This is a genomic window from Flavobacterium sp. ACN2, assembly GCF_002303885.1.
Taxonomy (GTDB): Bacteria; Bacteroidota; Bacteroidia; order Flavobacteriales; family Flavobacteriaceae; genus Flavobacterium.
In genome coordinates, this window is sequence record NZ_MRCM01000015.1 from 147,344 (window position 1) to 165,475 (window position 18,132).

At 33.8% G+C, this 18,132-nt stretch carries 17 protein-coding genes; 10 read left to right on the forward strand and 7 right to left on the reverse strand.

Annotated elements, in window-relative coordinates; all coding sequences use genetic code 11:
- Positions 1 to 310: 310 nt before the first annotated feature.
- From BSF41_RS17605 to BSF41_RS17615, 3 genes are all read left to right on the forward strand, one after another.
- On the forward strand, positions 311 to 1,234 hold the full coding sequence (locus tag BSF41_RS17605; RefSeq protein ID WP_095930808.1) for an AraC family transcriptional regulator: 924 nt from the start codon (positions 311 to 313) through the stop codon (positions 1,232 to 1,234).
- A 331-nt stretch (positions 1,235 to 1,565) separates the two neighbouring features.
- Positions 1,566 to 2,288 (forward strand): SDR family oxidoreductase, encoded by a 723-nt coding sequence (locus BSF41_RS17610; RefSeq protein WP_095930809.1) that lies wholly within the window; start codon positions 1,566 to 1,568, stop codon positions 2,286 to 2,288.
- A gap of 107 nt (positions 2,289 to 2,395) precedes the next feature.
- On the forward strand, positions 2,396 to 3,160 hold the full coding sequence (locus BSF41_RS17615) for an SDR family NAD(P)-dependent oxidoreductase (RefSeq protein WP_095930810.1): 765 nt from the start codon (positions 2,396 to 2,398) through the stop codon (positions 3,158 to 3,160).
- Between the two features lie 268 nt (positions 3,161 to 3,428).
- Here the strand turns inward: BSF41_RS17615 and BSF41_RS17620 are convergent, their stop codons facing one another.
- The 3 genes from BSF41_RS17620 to BSF41_RS17630 all read right to left on the reverse strand — a co-directional run bounded on the left by BSF41_RS17620 (position 3,429) and on the right by BSF41_RS17630 (position 5,764).
- Positions 3,429 to 3,902 carry a hypothetical protein gene (locus BSF41_RS17620; RefSeq protein WP_095930831.1) on the reverse strand — a complete coding sequence of 158 codons (474 nt, stop codon included), beginning with the start codon at positions 3,900 to 3,902 and terminating at the stop codon, positions 3,429 to 3,431.
- Between the two features lie 123 nt (positions 3,903 to 4,025).
- Entirely contained in the window at positions 4,026 to 4,730 is a 705-nt protein-coding gene (locus BSF41_RS17625; protein ID WP_095930811.1) for a LytTR family DNA-binding domain-containing protein, read from the reverse strand.
- Entirely contained in the window at positions 4,727 to 5,764 is a 1,038-nt protein-coding gene (locus BSF41_RS17630; RefSeq protein WP_095930812.1) for a sensor histidine kinase, read from the reverse strand. The genes BSF41_RS17625 and BSF41_RS17630 overlap by 4 nt, the downstream gene beginning before the upstream one ends.
- Before the next feature lie 173 nt (positions 5,765 to 5,937).
- On the opposite strand from BSF41_RS17630, the gene BSF41_RS17635 reads away from it, so the two are divergent.
- The 6 genes from BSF41_RS17635 to BSF41_RS17660 all read left to right on the forward strand — a co-directional run bounded on the left by BSF41_RS17635 (position 5,938) and on the right by BSF41_RS17660 (position 14,621).
- Positions 5,938 to 7,323 carry a TolC family protein gene (locus tag BSF41_RS17635; RefSeq protein ID WP_095930813.1) on the forward strand — a complete coding sequence of 462 codons (1,386 nt, stop codon included), beginning with the start codon at positions 5,938 to 5,940 and terminating at the stop codon, positions 7,321 to 7,323.
- Between the two features lie 12 nt (positions 7,324 to 7,335).
- Positions 7,336 to 10,620, forward strand: a complete 3,285-nt coding sequence (locus BSF41_RS17640; protein WP_095930814.1) for an efflux RND transporter permease subunit — start codon at positions 7,336 to 7,338, stop codon at positions 10,618 to 10,620.
- Entirely contained in the window at positions 10,610 to 11,698 is a 1,089-nt protein-coding gene (locus BSF41_RS17645) for an efflux RND transporter periplasmic adaptor subunit (RefSeq protein ID WP_095930815.1), read from the forward strand. Before BSF41_RS17640 ends, BSF41_RS17645 begins: the two co-directional genes overlap by 11 nt.
- Before the next feature lie 281 nt (positions 11,699 to 11,979).
- Positions 11,980 to 13,176, forward strand: a complete 1,197-nt coding sequence (locus BSF41_RS17650; protein WP_095930816.1) for a hypothetical protein — start codon at positions 11,980 to 11,982, stop codon at positions 13,174 to 13,176.
- Positions 13,177 to 13,203: 27 nt separating this feature from the next.
- Positions 13,204 to 13,890, forward strand: a complete 687-nt coding sequence (locus BSF41_RS17655) for a hypothetical protein (RefSeq protein ID WP_095930817.1) — start codon at positions 13,204 to 13,206, stop codon at positions 13,888 to 13,890.
- A gap of 263 nt (positions 13,891 to 14,153) precedes the next feature.
- On the forward strand, positions 14,154 to 14,621 hold the full coding sequence (locus tag BSF41_RS17660; RefSeq protein WP_095930818.1) for a hypothetical protein: 468 nt from the start codon (positions 14,154 to 14,156) through the stop codon (positions 14,619 to 14,621).
- Between the two features lie 48 nt (positions 14,622 to 14,669).
- Here the strand turns inward: BSF41_RS17660 and BSF41_RS17665 are convergent, their stop codons facing one another.
- The 3 genes from BSF41_RS17665 to BSF41_RS17680 form a co-directional block, all read right to left on the reverse strand.
- Positions 14,670 to 14,903 carry a hypothetical protein gene (locus BSF41_RS17665; RefSeq protein WP_095930819.1) on the reverse strand — a complete coding sequence of 78 codons (234 nt, stop codon included), beginning with the start codon at positions 14,901 to 14,903 and terminating at the stop codon, positions 14,670 to 14,672.
- A 230-nt stretch (positions 14,904 to 15,133) separates the two neighbouring features.
- Entirely contained in the window at positions 15,134 to 15,697 is a 564-nt protein-coding gene (locus BSF41_RS17670) for a hypothetical protein (protein ID WP_095930820.1), read from the reverse strand.
- A gap of 283 nt (positions 15,698 to 15,980) precedes the next feature.
- A complete protein-coding gene (locus tag BSF41_RS17680) occupies positions 15,981 to 16,214 on the reverse strand; it encodes a hypothetical protein (protein WP_095930832.1) in 234 nt (77 codons plus the stop codon).
- A gap of 686 nt (positions 16,215 to 16,900) precedes the next feature.
- Here BSF41_RS17680 and BSF41_RS17685 point away from each other — a divergent pair.
- On the forward strand, positions 16,901 to 17,218 hold the full coding sequence (locus BSF41_RS17685; protein ID WP_095930833.1) for a GIY-YIG nuclease family protein: 318 nt from the start codon (positions 16,901 to 16,903) through the stop codon (positions 17,216 to 17,218).
- Between the two features lie 278 nt (positions 17,219 to 17,496).
- Here BSF41_RS17685 and BSF41_RS17690 read toward each other — a convergent pair whose 3' ends face one another.
- Entirely contained in the window at positions 17,497 to 18,045 is a 549-nt protein-coding gene (locus tag BSF41_RS17690; protein ID WP_095930822.1) for a type 1 glutamine amidotransferase domain-containing protein, read from the reverse strand.
- Between the last annotated feature and the right edge of the window lie 87 nt (positions 18,046 to 18,132).

The window sequence follows — 18,132 nt, forward strand, 5'->3', positions numbered from 1 at the left end:
CAAAGATTTAAGCAATTTGTAAGCGTAAAGTTTGTCATTTCGACAAAGGAGAAATCTCCACAAGTAGCTCTACAAAGATTGGAGATTCAGCTTGCGGAGTTTCTTGCGAAGATTTCTCCTTCGTCGAAATGACATAAAATGTGTATAAAACTTTGCTAACCTTGCGAAAAAAACTTTGCGCTCTTTGCGTTTAAATAAACACAACGAAAAACAACCTGAAACTTTAAACCTGAAACTTTAAACCTGAAACAAAACAAACCAAAACCAATCTTTATATTTTTCGTATATTTGAATTTCGCAATTCACAAATATGAAATCCCTAGATTCCTTTTACCAAGATATTACCGAAGGCTCAACTGTTGATCCTACTTCTTTATTGCCAAATGACATTCAGAAAGAAATCGGGCACTTTAATGTTTTCGACATAAAAGAATTGCTGGAGCGCATGAAAGGAAAACCTGGAATGCCTTATGACCGCAGAGCGTATTACAAAATAAGTTTAATTAGAGGCCACAACAAAGCAGAATATGCCGATAAAGTAATCGAAATCGAAAAACAAGGATTATTATTTGCAACTCCAAAAATTCCGTACAATTATTTACCGCAAGACACCAATCAAGGCGGGCAATTTTGCGTTTTTACCAGCGAGTTTTTATCTAAAAACAAAAGCGGAATTGATCTGGACGAACTTCCTATTTTTGCTTCAGACGGTTATCCCATTTTTCAGCTTTCTGATGAAGAAGTTTCAGAAGTAGAATTGATTTTCAACAAAATACAAAAGGAAATTAATTCTGATTATATTTACAAGTATGATTTAATCCGAAATTATGTGGCTGAATTAATCCACTTCGGACAAAAATTACAGCCTATTACAGCGTTATATTCTAAGCATAATTCGGCAGCAAGAGTTTCATCTTTATTTGCTGAATTATTAGAAAGACAATTCCCTATTGAATCTCCAAATCAGCGATTAGAATTGAGAACAGCGAAAGATTTTGCCGAAAGATTATCTGTTCATGTGAATCATTTAAATAAGGTTTTAAAAGAAAATACCGGAAAAACCACAACCGAATTAATCAGTAACCGACTAACAAACGAAGCCAAAATACTTTTAAAACAAACCGATTGGAATATCTCTGAAATTGCTTATTCGCTTGGTTTTGAAGAATTAGCGCATTTCTCTAATTTTTTTAAAAAACAAACTTCTTATACGCCGGTAGCTTTTAGAGCTTAAATTTTGTTTCAAGTTTGAGGTTTCAAGTTTGAGGTTTCAGGTTTCAGGTTTCAGGTTTCAGGTTTCAGGTTTCAGGTTTCAGGTTTCAGGTTTCAGGTTTCAGGTTTCAGGTTTCAGGTTTCAGGTTTCAGGTTTCAGGTTTCAGGTTTCGTAGAACTTTGTCAAAGTTTGAAACTTTGACAAAGTTTAACACAACGTTTTGGAATTTGGAATTTGAATTTTGGAATTTATCACTCGTGATTTGAATTTCGCAAACATTCATTTGATATTTACAACTCCCCAACTCTACTTCGCTCCTACCTTTGTCTCATCAAATTAAAAGAACGAAAAGATGAATTTATCAAACAACAAAATCTTAATAACTGGCGGTGCGAGCGGTATCGGACTTGGACTTGCCGAACGATTTATTCAGGAAAACAATACCGTGATTATTTGCGGAAGAAGAGAATCGGTTTTAAAAAACGTAAAAGCAAAATTTCCTACGGTTATAACAAAAGTATGCGACTTATCTATAGAACAAGAACGAATCGCTCTTTACGAATGGATTGCTGCAAATCATCCTGATTTAAACGTTTTAATCAATAATGCGGGAATTCAGAATTGGGTTTCGGTTACTGATGCTGATTTTTACGAAAGTATGAAAGCAGAAATCAGCACCAATATTGAAGCGCCTTTGCATTTAACTTCCTTATTTATTCAGTTGCCATCGCTAAAAACAGTGATGAATGTAACTTCTGGATTGGCTTTTTCTCCTTTTGCAAAAGTTCCAGTTTATTCGGCTACAAAAGCATTTTTTAGATCGTTTACACTTTCGCTTCGTCATTTATTAAAAGAAAAAAATATTGAAGTAGTCGAAATTATTCCACCAGCATTAAACACAGATTTAGGCGGAATCGGTCTTCACGACGCACATCCAAGCGTAAGCAGTTTTATCGAATCTATCTTCGAACAACTAAAAGAAGGCAGACAGGAATTGACCTTCGGCACAAGCGAAACCAGATTAAACGCAAGCGCAGAAGAATTGAGAAATCATTTTAATGCAATGCATCCATAATTGTAAAATGTTAAAGGTGAAATGTAAAAAGACAGAAACATTCACACCAAACATTTTACAACTCACATTTTACATCTAACATTTTACAAATTAAACAATTATAAAAAATGGCAGTAAATACAAAAATAGCTCTAGTTACAGGCGGTAGCAGAGGTTTAGGAAAAAACATGGCAATTGCAATTGCAAAAAAAGGACTTGATGTAATTATCACGTACAACAGTAAAAAAGAAGAAGCTGATTTAGTAGTAAAAGAAATTGAAGAGTTAGGTCAAAAAGCAGCTTCATTACAATTAAACGTAGCTGAATCTGGAACTTTTGATTCTTTCTTTAAAGAAGTAGAAGCAACTTTAAAAAACACATTCAAAACCGATAAATTCGACTTTTTAGTAAACAATGCCGGAATCGGAATTCACAATTCTTTCATTGGAACAACCGAAGCTGAGTTTGATCAATTGACTAATATTCAGTTTAAAGGACCGTTTTTCTTAACTCAAAAAGGATTAAACGTAATGAATGACGGTGGCGGAATTGTAAACATTTCGACAGGTTTAGCTAGATTTTCTTTCCCTGGTTATGCAGCTTATGCATCTATGAAAGGCGCTATTGAAACTTTAACCAAATATCAAGCAAAAGAATTAGGAGCAAGAAAAATTAGAGCTAATGTTGTGGCTCCTGGCGCTATTGAAACTGATTTTGGAGGCGGTGTAGTTCGCGATAACGAACAAATGAACCAGCAAATCGCTTCTGTAACGGCTTTAGGAAGAGTTGGTTTACCTGACGATATTGGCGGTGTTGTTGCCTTTTTATGTTCCGAAGATGCAAGATGGGTAAATGCTCAAAGAATCGAAGTTTCTGGTGGAATGATGTTATAAGAGGTTTCAAGTTTCAAGTTTCATGTTTAACCGCAAAGAACGCAAAGGTTTACGCAAGGTTCGCAAAGTTTTTTACATAAAGCTTTGCGAACTTTGCGTTTATCTAAACATAAAGCTTAGAAAAAACCTTGCGCACTTTGCGGTTAAAACACACAAACAATATCAACTTGAAACTTGAAACTTGAAACAAAAAAAAACAAAACCCGATAAGTAACCAAAAACTTATCGGGTTTGTCATTTCAAATAATATTTGAATTAGTAAAGCGTTTTAGTTTTTTTCTACAGAGACATTAAAACCGCCCTCTGCGTCAAAAACAATATCATAAAATTTAGTATCTTTTTCTATACCAACTTCGTATGTTGTTTTTTTCTTATCGTCTACCACCATTGCAATTTCTAGAATCGCTTTTGCTTTATAATTCTTTTTTAAATACGACTGTGCTTTTATCGGAAGCTGTTTAAACGAGATCTGCAATTCATATGCTTTCATGTTTCCAAGATTATCGTAAATCGCTACCGCTTTTGTTCTGTCATCTACATTGTATCGCGCTTCATACCTGATCTCATCTGCGTCGTCACCAACATATTCTTCCGACCAGACTGGTACTTTTCCCGGATATTCTCTCTCAAAAGCAAATCGGATTTTTTCTGGAGGTGTGACCACTTTTTTCATATTGGTTCCCTCCTGCGCAATTAAAAAACTACTGCATAAAAAAGTAAAAGACAAAAGCACGTTTTTCATAGTTTCATTTTTTAAATTAAACTTTAATAACGTATTAAAAGTACTACTTTTTCTATTACGATAATAGGAAGAAATTAACATTTTTTCTCGGAAGAAAAAACTCTTTTAAAATCAAGCATTCAATTACAATTCTAGCTTTTTTAATCGGTCTGTTAGTTCTCTTTTATAAGTAATTCCGATTGGGATTCTTTCATTTTTAATCACCACAAAATCTTTTTCGGTTGCATCAATTTTATCCAGCGCCACGATGTACGATTTATGAATGCGCATAAAACTCTTTTCAGGAAGACATTTTTCAAACTCTGTTGTCGTGATAGAAGCCAGATACGTTCTTTTGATGGTGTGAAGTTTTACGTAATTACCAAAACTCTGTGCATACAAAAGCTGGTCCAATTCAATTTCCATTAAATAGCCATCGACTTTTACGTTTACTGAGTTTACCGTTTCTTCTGTTTTTTGTTTTGCACTTTCTGTAGCAAAAAAACGGTCAATTGCTTTTAAAAACCTTGGAAAATAGATTGGTTTCAGCAAATAATCAATCACTCCGTAATCATAGCTTTCCAATGCAAATTCAGAATAGGCCGTGGTTAAAATAGTCTTTGGATGCGTTGGAAGAATTTTAAGCAGTTCCATTCCCGAAATCTCAGGCATATTTATGTCTAGAAACATTAAATCGACTGAATTTTCTCTGAGATAATTCATCGCTTCAATGCCATTATATCCTTGAAAAACCAATTCTAACTGCGGATTCTGTTTAATATAATTAGCCAGAACATAATGCGCAGCGGGTTCATCATCTATAATAATGCATCTTTTTGTTTCTCTCATCCTACAAACTTTTTAAGCTGTATTTGTAAATCTACAATATAAGTCTGTTTATCGTCTTTTACATCCAATTTATAGTCTTTTCCATAAATTAAATTCAGACGTTCAATCGTATTTTTCAAACCGATTTTGGTCGAAATCACATCGTTTTTCTTCGGAATTGAATTGGCTACATGAAGATGCAACAATCCACTTTCAACAGTAATATTAATTTTTACGAAGCAATTTTCGATAGCACAAGTTCCGTGTTTAAAAGCATTTTCTATAAATGCAATTAGCAGCATCGGAGAAATTTTATAGGTGTATTCGATATCTACTTTACTTTCAAAATTAATCTCGCAACGATAACCCACACGCTCTTTTTCTAGCTGAACGTAACTGTTTATAAATTCCAATTCGTCTTCTAAAGAAACACATTGTTTGCTGTTGCTTTCTAATTGGTAACGCATTAATTGCGAAACTTTCATAATCAAATCTGGCGTTCTGTCTGGAAACTGAAGACTGATTCCGTAAAGCGTATTAAATGTATTGAATAAAAAATGCGGATTTAATTGTCCTTTCAATGAATTTAATTGCATTTGATTGAACAATAAAGCCGCATCGGTTTGTTTTCTGTGAATACGATAAAACTTAAAAACAATAATCGGACTCAGAATGCAGACCAAAGTCCCTAAAACACTCGCCAACTGGTAGGCATAACTTCTCTGATGTGAGTTCTGATACAAATGGCATTTGGCAAACATATCCATTCTTGTAATTTCATACAAAATGACAGAAAATACAAAAACTCCAAAAAGCGTTAAAATGATATAGGTAAAAGGTTTATTTGCTTTGAATAAAATAGGAAGCAGAAAAAAGCGATTAAACTGGGCATGCATGTACAAAACGCAATAGAAAAATATACCCATTGCAATAGAAACGAAAGAACTAAATAACATCCAATCATTTTTTAGGGTATATATTGTAAAGGAGAAAAGGACAACGGCAACCTCCTGCCACCATTTGTTATCCAGTATGTTATCAATTTTTTTGTTCATTCTTAATTTTGAAATAGTTTACAAAGTACGAACAAATATTTAATTAATTTTTTCAAAAAATGACCAATTCAATTCGTCATTTACTAGTGCAGTACATCACTTAACCTGACTTTTATCAGTATAAGAGAAATAAATTTGTTTCATCAAAACATTTTATATCACACCTTGAGTTTATGTATTTCAAAAAAATTACCTTATTATTTTTCTTGATTTTTGCCTCAATCGGTTACGCTCAAACCCTGTCTTTAAAAGAAGCAGTAAAAACAGGTCTTGAAAACTACGGTTCTATCCGGGCAAAAAACAATTACACCAATGCATCAAAAGAGACTCTAAAACAATCTCGACGTGATTATCTGCCGAACTTAAATTTATCGGCACAGCAAGATTACGGAACTGTAAACGGACAAAACGGACCGTTGTATGGTTTTGGTGGTTTAGGAGTTGCTTCATCAGGTTTACCTCTTCCTGAACAAAACTGGAATTCGGCGTTTGGTGCGCTTTATCTAGTCAACATGAACTGGGATTTTTTCACTTTCGGAAAAACACAGGAAAAAATCAATTTATCTAAAATTGATGTTCAGGCCAAAGAAAAAGACTTACAGCAGGAAAAATTCCAGCAGGAAATTAAAATTTCGGCTGCCTATTTAAATCTATTGGCAAGTCAGAGATTGCTGATTTCTCAGCAGAAAAATCTAGATCGCGCAGAAGTTTTCAAAAAGACAGCTGTTGCAAGAGTTAAAAACGGATTATTGGCCGGAGTCGATTCTACATTGGCTACAGCTGAAGTTTCTAAAGCTAAAATTGCTTTAAACTTAGCAAGGAATTTCGTTAAGGAACAAAACAATAAATTGGTCGATTTAATGGGCGTTGCGCCTCAGGATTTTGTTACCGATACGCTTTTTGTAACTCAGATTCCAAAAGAATTGATTCAAGGAAATGCAGCAAATGACAGTCTTCATCCGTTATTGCAACTGTACAAAACCAAAATCGATTACAGCAATCAGCAGGTTAAATTATTCAAGCGTTTTTATTATCCGACCATGAGTGCTTTTGGGGTTTTACAAACCAGAGCTTCAGGATTTGACAATACTTATGCTACAGACCAAAATGCTTTTAGCAGAAACTATTGGGATGGCGTAAATCCAGACCGTACCAATTATTTGGTTGGTGTTGGAATTACATGGAATTTAACCACTCCTTTTAGATCAAGCAAACAAGTAAGCGCTCAGAAATTTGTTTCTCAGGCTTTACAGGAAGAATACAATCAGGCCGATAGAGAATTGAAATCGCAATTGAATTTTGCCGAAGATAAGATCAAAATTACGTTAGAAAATTATGCCGAAGCGCCTATTCAGGTTGATGCGGCAAAAAGAGCTTACGTACAGAAATCGACATTATACAAAAACGGTTTAACCGATCTGACCGATTTAACACAAACGATGTATGTTTTAAACCGTGCCGAAATCGACCGTGATATTGTCAACAATAATGTATGGCAGTCGTTCTTGCTAAAAGTAGCCGCAACGGGCAATTTTGACTTATTTATAAATGAATTTTAACTATAGATCCAAATGAATTTAATACGTTTTGCACTCCGCAAACCCATTTCCATATTAGTATTGGTTGCGGGTCTATTTTTCTTCGGAATTGGTGCCATCAAAGACATTAAGGTAGACATTCTGCCAAAAATGAATTTGCCGGTTATCTATATTGCGCATCCGTTTGGAGGTTACACGCCAGACCAGATGGAGGCTTATTTTGCCAAAAACTACGTAAACGTTTTACCTTTCTCGAACGGTATCAAATCGGTAGAAACCAAAAATATTCAGGGGTTAATGATTATGAAATTAACCTATTATGAAGGAACCAACATGGCTCAGGCAGCTGCCGAGTTAAGTGCGCTTTCCAACAGAATCCAAGCGGCTTTTCCTCCAGGAACACAGCCTCCGTTTATCATTCGTTTTGATGCTTCTTCACTTCCAATTGGACAATTGGTTTTGAGCAGTAAAATACGTTCCAACAACGAATTACAGGATTTAGCCAACGTTTATGTTCGTGCTTCGTTTACGGCGATTCCTGGTTTATTATCTCCAGCTCCTTTCGGCGGAAGCCCAAGAACTATCGAGGTAAACGTTGATCCAGATTTATTGCGTTCTCATAATATGACGCCAGACCAGATTGTTGATGCGATTCGTTTGAACAACCAAACGGCTCCATCTGGAAACGTGCGTATGGGCGACAAAAACTATATTACGCCAACTAACAATACGATTAAAGAAGTTAAAGATTTTGAACAGATTCCGTTATTCAAAGGCGGTGTTCAGAACTTAAAATTAGGCGATGTTGCGTCTGTAAAAGATGGTGCCGATATTACGGCAGGTTATGCTTTGGTAAACGGAAAACGTTCGGTTTACATTAGTATTGCAAAAGCGGGAGACGCTTCGACTTGGGATGTGGTTCAGAAATTGAAAAAAGAGCTTCCTAAAATTCAAAGTACGCTTCCTGAAGATGTAAACATTACGTACGAATTTGACCAGTCGGTTTATGTAATCAACTCGGTTAAAAGTTTGATTACTGAGGGAATTATTGGTGCGGTTCTAACTGGTTTAATGGTTTTATTATTCTTAGGCGACCGTCGTGCGGCATTAATCGTAATTATGACGATTCCGATTTCGATTATTTCTGGGGTTTTATTCCTGAAATTATTCGGACAGACGATTAACTTAATGTCATTATCAGGATTGGCTCTTGCAATTGGTATTTTGGTGGATGAAAGTACGGTAACCATCGAAAATATTCACCAGCATCTCGACATGGGAAAACCCAAGGCACTCGCCATTTGGGATGCCTGTCAGGAAATTGCTTTGCCTAAATTGTTGATCCTTCTTTGTATTCTAGCCGTATTTGCGCCAGCATTTACCATGGTCGGAATTCCGGGAGCATTGTTCTTGCCTTTGGCTTTAGCGATTGGATTCTCAATGGTAATTTCATTCTTGCTTTCGCAGACTTTTGTTCCTGTAATGGCCAACTGGATGATGAAAGGTCATGAAAAACACGAACACGCACCCAATATAACAGACGATGAAGCAGAGTTTAACGCCTGCGGATTAACGCCTGAATCGGAGCAAAATTTAATTGGTCAGAAAAAAGATTTGGTTGAAAGAGAAGATTTCAACAACGACGGGAAAGTAAGCGGTTTCGAAAAATTCAGAAATCGTTTCATGCGAACTTTAGATCGTTTGTTTGTTCATAAAAAAGCAACGACTATTATTTATCTAACGGGATCAATTATTCTGGCGATTGTATTTCTTACTTTTATCGGAAAAGACGTTTTCCCGAGAACCAATTCAAGTCAGTTTCAATTGAGAATGCGCGCCATTGACGGAACGCGTTTGGAAAGAACAGAAGAACAAGCCAGAGTTGTTTTAAAAGAATTGGAGAAAATGGTGGGTAAAGATCATATCGGAATTACGTCTGTATATGTCGGCCAGCACCCTTCTCTATTCTCGATCAACCCGATTTATTTGTTCATGGCAGGTTCTCACGAAGCGGTTTTCCAAGTGAGTTTAAAAGACTATCATGAAGATATGGACGACTTTAAAGATGAGTTTAGAGCAAGACTTAAAAAAGTACTGCCTGATACAAAACTTTCTTTTGAACCAATCGAATTGACGGATAAAGTTTTAAGCCAAGGTTCTCCTACTCCAATCGAGATTCGAGTGGCCGGAAAAGACAAAAAACGAAACGAATTGTACGCCACTCAAATTGTAGACAAATTAAAAGCGATTTCTTATTTCAGAGACGTACAGATTGGTCAGCCCATTCATTATCCAGCAATGAATATTGATATTGACAGAACTCGTGCGGCTGAATTGGGAGTTGACATGAATGATATTTCACGTTCATTGGTTGCTTCAACCTCATCTTCTCGTTATACCGAAAAAAACAACTGGGTAGACGAAAAAGCAGGATTATCGTATTCTGTTCAGGTTCAAGTGCCATTAAATAAAATGAAAAGCAAAACCGATATTGGAGAAATTCCAGTATTGAAAAATTCGCTTCGTCCTGTTTTAAGCGACGTTGCGAAAATTACACCGGGATTTGTAAGCGGTGAAAATGACAATTTAGGGGCCATGCCATACATTACCGTTACGGCAAACATCTACCAAACCGATTTAGGTACGGCATCAAAAGATGTGAGCAAAACAATTAGTGCCTTGGGCGAATTACCTCGTGGTTTGTTTATCACGCCAATTGGACTAAGTACTGTATTGACCGAAACATTAAGCAGTTTGCAAACGGGGTTATTGGTTGCCGTTTTCGTAATCTTCTTAATGTTGGCCGCTAACTTCCAATCGTTTAAAGTTTCGCTGGTTATTTTAACAACAGTTCCTGCCGTAGTTTTAGGATCTTTATTAATGCTGACGCTTACAGGTTCAACGTTGAATTTACAATCGTATATGGGAATCATTATGTCCGTCGGAGTTTCTATTGCCAACGCCGTTTTATTGGTTACGAATGCCGAACAGCTTCGAAAAATAAACGGAAATGCCTTAGAATCTGCGCGTGAAGCGGCTGCGTTGCGTCTTCGTCCGATTATCATGACTTCGGTTGCGATGATTGCGGGAATGTTGCCAATGGCAATTGGTCACGGCGAAGGAGGCGATCAGGTTTCTCCGTTAGGAAGAGCGGTTATTGGCGGATTATTATTTTCTACTTTTGCCGTATTATTAATCCTTCCGCAGATATTTGCGTGGGCACAAGAAAAAACATCGACACAATCTGTTTCTTTAGATCCTGAAGACGAAGAAAGTATCCATTATATCTCATCATTAAAACCAAAAAATGAACACTAAAATTATAAAATATAGCCCGCTGTTTCTAGCAGCAGTATTTTTTCTGAACAGCTGTAATTCTAAAAAAGAAGAAACGGTAAAAGCGGAAATCGAACCTAAAGTAGAAACTTTCGCTTTAGCGAAAGAAAAACTAACAACAGAATTGCGTTTACCAGCCGAATTAACGGGTTTCCAACAAGTTGATTTATACGCAAAAGTGAGCAGTTTCGTAAAATTATTGAAAGTTGATATTGGTACGAAAGTAAAAAAAGGACAGCTTTTGATTGTATTGGAAGCTCCAGAAATCAGTTCGCAATTGGCTGCAGCCGAATCAAGATTAAAATCGATGGAAGCCATTTACGCCACCAGCAAAAGCACGTACAACCGTTTGTATGAAACAAGCAAAGTTGAAGGAACAATTTCTAAAAATGATTTAGAAATGGCAAGCGGTAAAAAGAACTCCGATTATGCACAATACCAAGCGGCCGTTGCGGCGCACAAAGAGGTAGGCATTATGAGAGGTTATCTAGAAATCCGCGCTCCTTTTGACGGCGTTGTAGCAGCTAGAAATGTGAATTTAGGAACCTATGTCGGCCCAGCAGGAAAAGGATCTGATTTACCATTATTGACGATTCAGCAGCAGGATAAACTGCGTTTGGCGGTTTCTATTCCGGAATTGTATACGGGATATTTACACCAAGGTGACGAAATGAGTTTTAATGTAAAATCGTTACCAGAAACTTTTACAGCTAAAATTACCAGAATGTCTGGCGCATTAGATTTAAAATTACGCTCAGAAAGAGTTGAAATGGACGTTCATAACACCAAAGGAAATTTATTGCCTGGAATGGTTGCCGAAGTTTTGTTACCGCTTAACGCGAAAGACAGCACATTTGTAGTACCAAAATCGGCTGTAGTGAATTCTGCGGAAGGTTTATATGTGGTGAAAGTAGTAAACCACAAAGCGACAAGAGTTGACATTAAAAAAGGAAGAGAAATCGAAGATAAAATTGAAATTTTCGGCGACTTAACTCCAAACGATAAACTGGTAAAAATTGCCAGCGAAGAAACTAAGGAAGGCGATGTCATAAACGAATAACCTGCGTTTTAGTCTTCAATTTAGTGATTACCAAAAACTGTACGCATTCTTAGGAATGCAAATTTAAAAATTTGCCTAAAAGGGCAGTTCTTCTTTAATTGGAAGGACTGTCCTTTTTTTTGTTTTTTTTAGCAAAATAGCCCACATGATTCCTTATCATAACTACCTTAGTTTTTTTTTAGAATACCTAAGAACTTTTTTAAGTTTGAAGGTACTTTTTTTGTTTGAAATAATATATTTGTTTATTCTTCCTACAATATCTAAAAAACTTTTATAAACTGATGACTCAAAAAGAACGCAATATTATTGAAAAATTTAAAAAAAAAGTTGTAAACGAATTAGAAGTCAAGGAATTTGATTATGAATATGACAATATGTTTGAATGTATTTATCTGCATTTTCCTCATGAAGAAGAAGAATCGATAGAATACTCAATTGATCAAATTGAAATATATCTAGATGAACTAGATTCAATAAAATTTTATCAGGATTGTTCAAAAGTTACAACTAATACAATTACTCAAAAAGTAATTCAAATTTCCTCTAAATCAAATTTTTACTATTTACTCGCTTTAGGTCTTTTTTATAAGCAAACTCCAGAAAACATTTATATTAATATCGTTCAAAATCCATTATTAATTGGCATTGGAGCAGTGAAATCAAACAATTACAACGATTATAATCCCCCATGCTCAAGCCATTTAGCTATTGAGATAAATTATCCCGATTTTGATTCTAGACTTTCGGAAGAAAAAGAAAACGAACTAATAAAAATTTTTATGTTTGAATTGTCACACGCTCATAACATTAGTTTTGAATTTTCTACTTATATGTTGCAAAAGGAATATGACTTCGACGACGCTAAAATTGATATTTTGCATTCGACTGACTTTATATATAATATTCCTCTTGAAGAATATAATTATGGAATGGACTTATTTTTAAATGCAAATCAAAAGTTAAGTCCTGATCTTCAATTTATATCATATTATAAAATTTTTGAATATTACGCGCCAATACAAGCAAAAATAGAAGCTTTTGAGTCAATGAAATTAAAGCTATCATCTTCAAAAGCCTTAACTCATGACGCAAATTTTATAGCATCTATTTTTGAATTGGCTAAAAACTATGATCGAAGTGTTAGAGATAGTGAATTAATAAAATCATTAATAAATACGGCATTTGATTTAGTCGATCTTTATGATGATTTGCCACAAACTGTGAAGAAAAAATTGAAACAAAATGAATTAAAATATAATTCAAAAACTGAAACTAAAGATAGAATTGTAAATGAATTAGGAGCTATTCTTTATCAAACCAGAAATTCAATTGTTCATGCGAAATCAAATTATGATATTAAAGGAAGTGAAATTGAAATAAATGACTTACCTGAGCTAAATCACTTTATGCATAAAGCTAGTTATAGTATTATTCGTTGGTATTCAAGTTTGCCAAAACATCTAAAAATAAATGCTTAATCTAGCTTTTAAAATCATTATAAAATTATGACTCTAAATTGGAAAGAAATAAAAGCTTCAATAAAAAAAAACATTAAAAAATTAAATAAGATTTGTGACAATTATCAACCAACTATTCAAGCTATTGGTATTATTGTTGGATTGTATATTATTTATCTAACGTACAAAAGCGTAGAGATTTCTAATTATCAACTGCAATTATCTTTAAAACAAGAATCTCAAAAAGAACTACCTATTTGGCATTTTGAGATTAATGATTCTACCTCGATTGCAAAAATGAAACCTTTTACGGAAGATGTCAAACTTGAAATTGCAACTGCTTATTTTTCGGAAAAATTATTTTTTAAAAAGTCAAACAAATGGAACATCGATGGGCCAGATTTCAATTTTCATATGACTATGTTAAAAGCCTATTTAGAAAAATTAGTCCTTGCTAATTCAACTCATAAAGATTCGATAGTCTCAATATCTGACAGAAATATGATTCCTGTAGGAATTGAAGTTTCTTATATTCAATATGGACAAGTAAAAACGGCTAATGCTATCTTTGCCATCCAATACACTTGGATAAGAAATGATGAATACAGTGTTGATATTAAAATTGATGGTATTCGATTTATGCGATATTTATATGGTAATGAAAATATGATCCAAGAATTAGATAAAATAATCGATAAAGAATTTAAAACCTTAAAAAAGCCAAATACAAATTGATTTAAATTCTCCAAACACTGTTTTAAAACCTCGACCTTAAAAAATCGAGGTTTTTAAATTTAATAAATCTTTACTCCTCACTCAAATAAGGATTCAAAATCTCCACCAATTCATTGAGCCAATAATAATTGTCTTCAAAATTGGTTAGTCCAATTTGGAGGGTTTCGTGTTGTCGCATTACGCCGAGAGTTACTAGGAAAACGATAAACTTTTTATAAATTTGATTTTCACAAATAACGTTCGTCTATTAAAATCAATAATGTATGCCTTCTGAAAGTAAATTAGAATATAAATATGGAAAGCTTTGGGTCAAAGATGGCTTTTTGTTGGTATTTTATATTTTCCTCTTTGACGAACTAAAAAATGATAATAAATATTTTATTGAACTAAAAAGGGAACTCGTTCAAAACATCGATAATATATTTATAGACATGTTTGCCTTTCTTAATTTTAATGAGTTTATAATTTCAGATGAAATAAAAAATATTTTAATAAATCACATCGAAAACATAATTTTAAAAATGGACGAAGAAAGTCATTATTTTTCACTACAAAATTTAGACGAAATATTATCTCAGGTCAGAATTTATCATTTAGAAAATTTGGATTATGAGCCTTCAAATGAAATAATTCTAAATAATTATGGTGATAATTTTCATACAGTAAAAAATAATTACATTGAGGAGTTTATTGAAATAAAATCTTTACTTGAAAAGGATTATCGTATATAAATAATAAAACCTCGACCTTAAAAAGTCGAGGTTTTTCATTTTTACAATTTACTCCTCACTCAAATAAGGATTCAAAATCTCCGCCAATTCATTGAGCCAATAATAATTGTCTTCAAAATTGGTTAGTCCAATTTGGAGAGTGTCGTGTTGTCGCATTACGGCGAGAGCTAAAATGCAATTTACTTGTCTTAAGATTTTAGCCATATCTTCTGGATCTATAATATGGTTAAAAAAATCAATCAGCCTTGTTTCGGCTTCTTTGGAAAGGGTGTTTGAATTCATAATGTCGTAATATTAGGAATATAAAAACCCTTGCATCTAAGTGTTCCTAACGCTTACGACGGCGTTTACGGTCGTTTCCGATACCGTACACATAATACAAGGGCAAATCTTGCTCTAATTTAAAGTCGTAATTTTTTAGGAACTTCAAATGTAGAGAAAATTTTTTAAAAAGAAAGATTTTTCTTTCAATAACTTTATTTTATTCTACGATAGAGTGACAAAGAATAGCTTTAAAAACAATCTGCTTCGTAACTTTTCACTAATTCAATTACTCCTTCTTGACCATTAATCTTTAAAATCTTTTTTTCCACCTTTTCTAAAACTACTGGACAATCTGACATCTCTCGAGTAATAACTTTTTTCGAAACCAATCTGCTTAAGCCCATTGCTTCCATATAGGATATTTTACCATTATTAGGTCTTTCAACCACATAAAAATTCACTGCTGTATGACCTGGTTTTATTACTTTGAATAATTTAAGCTTATTTGAGTAAAGTAATAATCCAAATACTTTATCCTCAATAGTGATAAACTCAACTAGTTTACCATCATTCGTAAAAGCAAAAGATTTCAGTTCAGTAGGTAAAAATTCTTTCTTTTTATTGCTCGCATCATAAACTTTCAATTTATTTTCTAAGTCAAGAACCATTAAATTTTCAGATGAATAATTTCCATCTATTTTATAATCTTTTATCGTATCATTACTCTTTGTAATAATTTGAATATTTACTTTTTGAGCAATTGACTTAAATGCTGAAAGAAAAATAAAAAGTACTAAATAAAAATGTTTCATAGAATTAATTAAATTATTTATTAGATTAAAAAAAAGCACTTAAACCATTAAAACTAAAAAGTTTTAAATTCTGTAAATGCTTTGGTTTGTGCCAAACAAAGAAAGAAAATATTTAATATAAATCAAATTATTATAAACGCTGTAATTAGTCTCGCTTGCCAAACTAAAGAACCCGATAGCGCGGATTTGTAATCCGTGCCCGCAAACCAATGAACATATTCTATTTCTAAAAACAAAAAATCTCGATTTATTTAAAAATCGAGGTTTTTCCATTTTATGAACCTTACTCCTCACTCAAATAAGGATTCAAAATCTCTGCCAATTCATTGAGCCAATAATAATTATCTTCAAAATTGGTTAGTCCAATTTGGAGGGTTTCGTGTTGTCGCATTACGCCGAGAGCTAAAATGCAATTTACTTGTCTTAAGACTTTAGCCATATCTTCGGGATCTATAATATGGTTAAAAAAATCAATCAGCCTTGTTTCGGCTTCTTTGGAAAGGGTGTTTTTGTTCATGTCTTCCATTTAGTGAATTAAAGCCTTTGGTAAGACATTGTAACGTGAATTACTTGTCAAACCATAAAGGCAAATTTTACTTTATTTTAAATGTGAAGATTTAAGAGCTTCAAATGTAGAGAAAAACTTTTTTAAAAAGAAAGATTTTTCTCTCAATTAATATATTACTTTTATCAAATATAAGAAATCTATATTTCAGGAGGTACTTATCGCATTTTTGTCATTGCGACGTAAGGAGAAATCTTCGCGATCCCGAAGCTTCGGGACGCAAACTAAATCGAATATCTTTGTCGATATGCGCGTGTGATCCTTCGTTCCTCAGGATGACAAACTGTACTTAAACATTTGTCAGGCTGAGCAATCCCGAGGCATCGGGAGAAACTCCACAATCATTTTAAAACATAGCCTCCGGTTTCAACCAGAGGAACGCAAAGATTTATCCTCATTTTATTTAAAAAATCAATTGCCTCCAGTTTTAACTAGAGGTATAAATAAAAGCGAGAAAAAAGGCTTTAGCCAAATGCGCATTTTGGCTAAAGCCTATTATTATAAAATCTTATCAAATACCCTAGTTAAAACTAGGGGCTATTCATTTCTAATCTTTGTCGAGCTACTTGTGGAGATTTCTCGTTCCTCGAAAATGACAAATAAGAATTAAAAACATGTATATTCGTACAAAAAATACAATGTTTAATCTGCAACTTGGCTTTCATACTTATTACATCTACATCATAACAAATGAACATCGAACATCTTTTTACATTGGTGTAACCAATAATTTAAAACAAAGATTGGCAAAACATAAAGAAAACATAGACTTGAATATAAACAGTTTTGCAGCAAAATATAATATTCAGTTTTTAGTTTATTACGAAAAATTCACTTGGATACAGGAAGCAATCGCCCGAGAAAAAGAATTAAAAAAATGGCGAAGAGATAAGAAAATTGAATTGATAAGAAGTTTTAATGAAACTTTTGAATTTCTTAATTTTCATTTTGAATAAAAACATATATCTCATAATGTTTGTTAGTTCTGAAATTGTCATTTCGACGTAAGGAGAAATCACACCAGAAATTCTACAAAGTATTTCGCCAATCTTTGTAGATGTACGAGTGTGATTTCTCCCTTCGGTCGAAATGACAAACTGGAAGCAAAACGACGAAACAAATTTTAGGATGATCGAGGTCAAAGCCCCACAATATTCAACAAAAAAAAATGCAGGATCAAAATATGATCCTGCATTTTTTTATAATTTGATAAATCTAAATAGAAATTTCTTTTTTAGACTCTCTGGCGCTCATGTATTCCTTCTTTAATTTCTTCCACCATTTTTTTATTAAAAGCGGGCAAATCATTCGGGTTTCGGCTGGTTACTAATCCGTTGTCTACGACTACTTCTGAGTCTTCCCATTGTGCTCCGGCATTTTTCAAATCATTTTTAATAGAGAAGAACGAAGTTACTTTTCGACCTTGTAAAACATCGGCATCTACCAGAATTTGAGGTCCGTGGCAAATAGCGGCTACTGGTTTTTTACTTTCAAAAAAGGAACGTACAAAATTTACAGCCGCTTCTTCTCTTCTCAATAAATCAGGGTTTATTACTCCTCCTGGAACAACCAAAGCATCGTAATCTGCTTCATTTGCCTGATCTAATACGACATCAACATTATATTCTTTGCTCCAATTTCCGTCTTTCCAAGATTTGATAGTTCCAGATTTCAAACTGACGATATCTGCATTCCAACCTTGCTCTTCCAGATACGCTTTAGGCGATGCTAATTCTGATTCTTCAAAACCGTTTGTTGCTAATATGGCGATATTCTTTTTCATAATTTCAAATATTTAAAATGTTATTAATTTTGATTTACCTAAAATTAGTTATTTCAAACCCCCAGTAGAAATAGACGCTGTTAAAGC